The sequence below is a fragment of the Alcanivorax sp. HI0044 genome (genome assembly GCF_001634945.1).
Genome location: NZ_LWEZ01000807.1, coordinates 1 through 6816 on the forward strand (window position 1 = coordinate 1; position 6816 = coordinate 6816).

General features: G+C 60.2%; 5 protein-coding genes. 4 read left to right on the forward strand and 1 reads right to left on the reverse strand.

Going from position 1 to position 6816, the window contains the following annotated elements:
* Positions 1-636 (reverse strand): metalloregulator ArsR/SmtB family transcription factor (locus A3730_RS09630; RefSeq protein WP_156501118.1); only part of this gene is annotated, 636 nt, incomplete at its 3' end.
* Between the two features lie 270 nt (positions 637-906).
* Between A3730_RS09630 and tkt the strand changes: the two genes are divergently transcribed.
* The 4 genes from tkt (at position 907) to fba (ending at position 6451) form a co-directional block, all read left to right on the forward strand.
* On the forward strand, positions 907-2907 hold the full coding sequence (tkt, locus tag A3730_RS09635; protein WP_063537999.1) for a transketolase: 2001 nt from the start codon (positions 907-909) through the stop codon (positions 2905-2907).
* A gap of 85 nt (positions 2908-2992) precedes the next feature.
* Positions 2993-4009, forward strand: coding sequence for a type I glyceraldehyde-3-phosphate dehydrogenase (locus tag A3730_RS09640; protein ID WP_063520712.1), 1017 nt, complete (start codon positions 2993-2995; stop codon positions 4007-4009).
* Between the two features lie 73 nt (positions 4010-4082).
* Positions 4083-5246, forward strand: a complete 1164-nt coding sequence (locus A3730_RS09645; protein WP_063520711.1) for a phosphoglycerate kinase — start codon at positions 4083-4085, stop codon at positions 5244-5246.
* 140 nt (positions 5247-5386) lie between these two features.
* Positions 5387-6451: a class II fructose-bisphosphate aldolase gene (gene fba / locus A3730_RS09650; protein WP_063520710.1), complete on the forward strand. Its 1065-nt coding sequence runs from the start codon at positions 5387-5389 to the stop codon at positions 6449-6451.
* The last annotated feature ends 365 nt before the right edge of the window (positions 6452-6816 follow it).

Consider the following 6816-nt stretch of genomic DNA (forward strand, 5'->3'; position numbering starts at 1 on the left):
CTCCACATTTGACCGTTTGGCGACCGTCTTGCGCGCCCGTGTGAGCATGGCCTCGGCATTGTCCAGGCCGATAACCTGTTCAAAATGCCCGGCGAGCTCCAGCAGGAACAGCCCGTCACCGGGGCCAATTTCCAGCACCTGTTTTCCTTCCGGGCTGGCGCGCAACAGCAGCTCGCAGGCCTGTTCGGCATATTGCCCGTACTCGGCGATCAGCTCCTGCTGGGCATCATGCTGTTCGGCGTGCCGGGCAAAAAAGGCGCGGCTTTGCTCTGCCCGTTGTTGCTGCACCTGCTCCAGCCGCGCGGCGACTTCCTGATTGAGGGACCCATCATCCAGCTCGTCCAGCAAGGCGCTGTGAACGGCACCCTCTGCGTCATCCGCCTGGGGCAGGCGACGACGGTAGAAAATGGAGTTGCCCTCACGGCGTTTTTCTACAAGCCCGCCTTTTGCCAGCACCTTGAGATGGTGGCTCATGCCGGATTGCTTCATGGCCATGATCTCGCACAGTTCCAGCACCCCGAAACTGTTCTGGCCCAGCACCTGCAATACCTGCAGGCGTAACGGGTCCCCGGCGGCCTTGAGAAAGCCCGCCAGATGATCGGTCACATCCGGTAGAGAGGGAGCCAGTGCATTCATAATGGCGGAGTCTAGCGTAATCAAAACCTAAATCAAAATAAATTGATATAGATCTCGGTCGGACGTCTGAGGTCTGGGGTCGGACGCCAGGACGGTGCCTTTGCCGGTTTTGCGTCAGACGTCCGACCTCAGACGTCAGACCGTTATTTCATGGCAGGTGCTTCGGGCAGACATGGTTGCTATCCAATACGCGCCGGACATTTGCCCGCAACCCGCCCTTGAGGGACAATAGCGCCCCTTTTCAGCCACCAGTCAGTTTTGGAGCCCTGCATGCCCAGCGCCCCCGCCAGCCGTGACCTCGCCAATGCCATCCGTGCCCTGAGCATGGATGCGGTACAGAAAGCCAATTCCGGGCACCCCGGTGCACCCATGGGCATGGCGGATATCGCCGAAGTGCTGTGGCGCGGTTTCATGCAGCACAACCCGGCTGACCCGACCTGGGCTGACCGTGACCGCTTTGTGCTCTCCAACGGCCACGGCTCCATGCTGCTGTACAGCCTGCTGCATCTGACCGGCTACGGTGTCAGCCTGGACGACATCAAGAACTTCCGTCAGCTGGGCAGCGCCACCGCCGGGCACCCGGAATACGGCGATGCGCCGGGCATCGAAACCACTACCGGCCCACTGGGCCAGGGGATTGCCAACGCCGTGGGTATGGCGCTGGCGGAGAAAATGCTGGCGGGCCAGTTCAACCGCGAAGGCCACACCATTGTTGACCACAACACCTACTGCTTCCTGGGTGATGGCTGCATGATGGAAGGGATTTCCCACGAGGTGGCGTCCCTGGCTGGCACCCTGGGCCTGGGCAAACTGGTGGCCTTCTACGACGACAACGGCATTTCCATCGACGGTGAAGTGGAAGGCTGGTTCACCGACGATACCGTGGAGCGTTTCCGCGCCTACGGCTGGCAGGTGATTCCCAATGTGGACGGCCATAACCCGGAAGAAATTACCGTGGCGGTGGAGAATGCCCGCGCCAACACGGATCAGCCCACCTTGATTTGCTGCAAGACCATTATCGGTTTCGGCAGCCCCAACAAGCAGGGCAAGGAAGACTCCCACGGTGCCGCCCTGGGTGAAGATGAAATCGCCCTGACCCGTAAAGAGCTGGGCTGGGAGCACGGCCCGTTTGAAATCCCGGCGGACATCAAGGATGCCTGGGATGCCAAAGAAGCCGGTGCCAAAGCGCAGAGCGAATGGCAGCAGCGTTTTGATGCCTATCAGGCGGCGTACCCGGAGCTGGCGGCGGAGTTCAAGCGCCGCATGGCCAGCGAGTTGCCGGCAAATTTTGCCGAGCAGGCCGATGCCTATATCCGTGAGTGTCAGGAAAAAGGCGAGAAGGTTGCCACCCGCAAGGCCAGCCAGAACACCCTGGATGCCTTCGGCCCGTTGCTGCCGGAACTGGCTGGCGGCTCCGCCGACTTGGCCGGCTCCAATAACACCATCTGGAAAGGCTGCAAGTCGGTCACCGCAGACGATGCCAGCGGCAACTATATTCACTACGGCGTGCGCGAATTCGGCATGACCGCCATCCAGAACGGCCTGTGCCTGCACGGTGGCCTGCGCCCCTATGGCGGTACCTTCTTGGTATTCATGGAATACGCTCGCAACGCGGTGCGCATGGCGGCAATCATGCACCAGCCGAATATCCTGGTTTATACCCACGATTCCATTGGTCTGGGCGAAGACGGCCCCACTCACCAGCCCATTGAGCAGCTGGCGAACCTGCGCCTGACCCCCAACATGCGCACCTGGCGCCCCTGTGACACGGTGGAATCTGCAGTGTCCTGGAAACAGGCTGTGCTGCGCCAGGATGGCCCGTCTGCGCTGATTTTCTCTCGCCAGGGCCTGCCCTGCATGGAACGTGGCAGTGAGCAGCTGGCTGAGATCGAGAAAGGCGGCTATACCTTGATGCAGACCGGTGAAGGCACCCCCGACGCGATCATCATTGCCACCGGTTCCGAAGTGGAGCTGGCAATGAAGGCCGCACAGGCTCTCACCGGCAAGAACATCCGCGTGGTGTCCATGCCCTGTGTGGAGGAATTTCTGGCGCAGGATGCGGCCTATCAGGAAAGCGTGCTGCCTTCCTCCGTGCGCGCTCGCGTGGCGGTAGAAGCGGCCATCGCCGATTACTGGTATCGCTTTGTGGGGCTGGACGGCAAGGTGGTGGGCATGACCAGCTTCGGCGCGTCCGCCCCGGCCGGTGACCTGTTCAAGCACTTTGGTATTACTGCCGAAGCGGTGCAGGAAGCGGTGGAGTCATTGCTTTGATAGAGACGGGTCGAAAGTCGGACGTCAGACGTCGGACGACAACCCCTGTTAGCGTCGGACGTCAGACGTCCGACGTCAGACCGCTATGAGAATTGCCATCAACGGCTACGGCCGTATCGGTCGCTCCTTTGTCCGTGCCCTTGCTGAGCGCGAGGGCGCGGGTTGGCAGGCGCCGTTTACGCTGGCGGCGATCAATGACAAAGGCCGCCCGGAAGACTTGCTCTACCTGACCCGCTATGACACCACCCACGGTCGTTTGGCGGAGCCAGCAGAGCTGATCGAAGGCATGTTGCGCATTGGCCAGCAGGCACCGCGGTTGCTGGAGCAGCCCAGGCCGGAATTGTTGCCCTGGGGTGATATGGACGTGGACCTGGTGCTGGAATGCTCCGGTCACTTTCGCAGCCACGCCGGAGCCGCCCGCCATCTGCAGGCGGGGGCCAAAAAGGTGATCATCGGCGCGGTGCCGTTTGATCAGGCGGACCAGGTTGTGGTGTTTGGCGTCAACCATAAAGACGTCCGGGACGACAGCACGGTGATGTCGGCGGCGTCTTGCACCACGCACTGTATCGCGCCTCTGCTGGCCCGGCTGGATGACAGCTTCGGGGTGCAGCAGGTGTTGATGAAAGAGATCCATGCCTACACCTCGGACCAGGCCCTGCTGGACCATGTCCACCGGGATCCGCGCCGGGGTCGGGCTGGAGCACAGAATATTGTGCCCACTACCAGCAGCGCCATCGGTGCGGTGCAGCAGGTGTTGCCAACCCTTGCCGGGCGCATCAACGGAGACTCTATCCGTGTGCCGACCCTGAATGTGGCCATGGTGGAACTGACCTTGCGGCTGGAACAGACACCGGATGAGGACAGTCTCAACCAGTGGCTGCAGCAACAGGCAACGGCGTCGGCGGGCCTGATTGGCTACAATGACGCCCCGCTGGTCAGCGCGGATTTCAATCACCGCCCGGAATCCGCCATCGTCGACGTGACCCAGACCCGGGTGCAGGGCGATATGGTGCAGGTGGTGGCCTGGTACGACAATGAATGGGGCTATGCCAACCGCCTGCTGGATTGGGTGACGGATTTGGCCAAAGCGTCGGACGTCTGACGCTTAAAAAATACTGTAAACCGAGACGACAGCATCATCCGCACAGGGTGGTGCCAAACGAGGTAGCAACACCATGAACTTCAAACGCATGACCGACCTGGATCTGGCAGGCAAGCGCGTTCTGATCCGTGAAGACCTGAACGTGCCGGTGAAGGACGGAAAGGTCACCAGCGATGCGCGTATCCGCGCCTCCTTGCCCACCATCGAGCATGCGCTCAAGGCGGGCGCCAAGGTGATGTTGATGTCCCATCTGGGCCGCCCCACCGAAGGTGAATACGCCGACGAGTTTTCCCTGCAGCCGGTGGCGGAGCATCTGGGTGGCTTGCTGGGCCGTGATGTGCCGCTGGTCAAGGACTGGCTGGACGGGGTCGAGGTGGCCGACGGTCAGGTGGTGTTGTGCGAGAACGTTCGCTTCAATAAAGGCGAGAAGAAAGACGACGAAGCGCTGTCACAAAAAATGGCGGCGCTGTGTGATATCTATGTGATGGATGCCTTCGGTACCGCACACCGTGCGCAGGCGTCTACCCATGGGGTGGGCAAGTTCGCACCGGTGGCCTGCGCTGGCCCGCTGTTGGCCAATGAGCTGGATGCGCTGGGCAAGGCCCTGGATGCGCCGGAGAAACCGCTGGTGGCGATTGTTGGTGGTTCCAAGGTATCCACCAAGCTGGAAGTGCTGGAATCGTTGTCGGATGTGGTCGACCAGCTGGTGGTCGGTGGCGGTATCGCCAACACCTTTCTGGCGGCGGCCGGCCACCCGGTGGGCAAGTCTCTTTATGAAGAAGACCTGATTCCTGCCGCACAGAAAATTGCCGAGAAAGTGCACATTCCGATTCCGGTGGATGTGGTGACGGCCAAGGAATTTGCCGAGTCCGCCGAGGCGGTCACCAAGAAGGTGGAAGACGTGGCCGACGACGACATGATTCTGGATATTGGTCCACAGACAGCGCACATCGTGGCGGCGTTGATGAAGGAAGCCAAGACCATTATCTGGAATGGCCCGGTAGGTGTATTCGAGTTCGATCAGTTCGGTGAAGGCACCCGGGAAATGGCCCTGGCAATTGCCGACTCGGATGCCTTTTCCATTGCCGGCGGTGGTGACACCTTGGCTGCAGTGGACAAGTATGGCATCACCGATGATGTCAGCTATATCTCCACCGGCGGTGGTGCCTTCCTGGAGTTCGTGGAAGGCAAAGTACTGCCAGCGGTGGCCATGCTCGAGGCACGGGCGAAGGATTGATTAAACGCCTGATGCCGGACGCCAGATGCCTGACGCTAAAACCCACAGGCGTCAAGCGTCAGGCCTTTGGCGTCAGGCTGTAATGGACGAAGTATAGGCGGTGCGGCGCACCGCAAACGGATTAACGAAGGGGAAAAATCATGGCACTAGTAAGCATGCGACAGCTGCTGGATCACGCTGCCGAGTTCGGCTACGGCGTACCGGCTTATAACGTGAACAACGTGGAACAGATGCGCGCCATCATGGAAGCCGCGGACAAAACGAATTCCCCGGTCATCGTGCAGGCATCTGCTGGTGCGCGTAAATATGCCGGTGCGCCTTTCCTGCGTCATCTGATCCTGGCGGCCACCGAAGAGTTTCCGCACATTCCCGTGGTGATGCATCAGGATCATGGCACCAGCCCGTCTGTGTGCCAGCGTTCCATCCAGCTGGGGTTCTCTTCGGTAATGATGGACGGTTCACTGGGTGAAGACGGCAAGACCCCCACCGATTACGACTACAACGTGGATGTGACCCGTCGCACCGTGGACATGGCCCACGCCTGTGGTGTCTCGGTGGAAGGCGAGCTGGGTTGCCTGGGGTCGCTGGAAACCGGTGAAGCCGGCGAAGAAGATGGCATCGGTGCGGAAGGCAAGCTGACTCATGAACAGATGCTCACCGACCCGGAAGAAGCGGCGGACTTCGTAAAGAAAACCAAAGTGGATGCACTGGCGATTGCCATCGGCACCAGCCATGGTGCGTACAAGTTCACTCGTCCGCCCACCGGCGACATCCTCGCCATTGAGCAGATCAAGGCGATTCACCAGCGCATTCCGGATACCCACCTGGTCATGCACGGCTCCTCTTCAGTGCCGCAGGACTGGCTGGCCATCATCAATGAATTCGGTGGTGAAATCCCGGAGACCTACGGGGTGCCGGTGGAAGAAATTCAGGAAGGCATCAAGCACGGCGTTCGCAAGGTTAATATCGATACGGACCTGCGTCTGGCATCCACCGGGGCGATCCGTCGCTTCCTGGCCCAGAACCCGGCCGAGTTTGATCCGCGCAAGTACCTGAAAGAATCCATCACCGCCATGCGTGATATCTGTATCGCTCGCTATGAAGCCTTTGGTACGGCGGGCCATGCGGACAAGATCAAGCCGATCAGCCTGGAAACCATGTTCCAGCGTTATGAGTCCGGTGATCTGGACCCGCGGGTTAAATAAGAGAGGCAGCACGCTTCACGCTGCAGGTAACACGTAGATCAAAACAAAAGGCCGCGCCCGATGGGTGCGGCCTTTTTTTAGGTTCATCGCGGAATTGACTGATCAGCCAGCTTCAAAGCTTGTCGCATTATCCCGCCCTGGCAGCTGCTGGACGCCGGATGCCCGACGACGGACGCGTGCATTCAAAACCGGAACCCCCCTGGCCGCCAGGCTCTGTGCGTAAAATGCATTACCCGATTATTGCCTGAATGATGCCCCCCCTGCCCATCCCTCAAAAGAGATGCCGCAATAACAACAGCCTCTCAGGCTATGGGGTTTTACATCAGGCATCCGGCGTCGAGCGTTTGGGAAAGTGCCGGGTAGTC

Coding starts and splice junctions, on each gene's coding strand:
- tkt (WP_063537999.1), top strand. CDS start 907: ATGCCCAGCGCCCCCGCCAGCCGTGACCTCGCCAATGCCATCCGTGCC.
- A3730_RS09640 (WP_063520712.1), top strand. CDS start 2,993: ATGAGAATTGCCATCAACGGCTACGGCCGTATCGGTCGCTCCTTTGTC.
- A3730_RS09645 (WP_063520711.1), top strand. CDS start 4,083: ATGAACTTCAAACGCATGACCGACCTGGATCTGGCAGGCAAGCGCGTT.
- fba (WP_063520710.1), top strand. CDS start 5,387: ATGGCACTAGTAAGCATGCGACAGCTGCTGGATCACGCTGCCGAGTTC.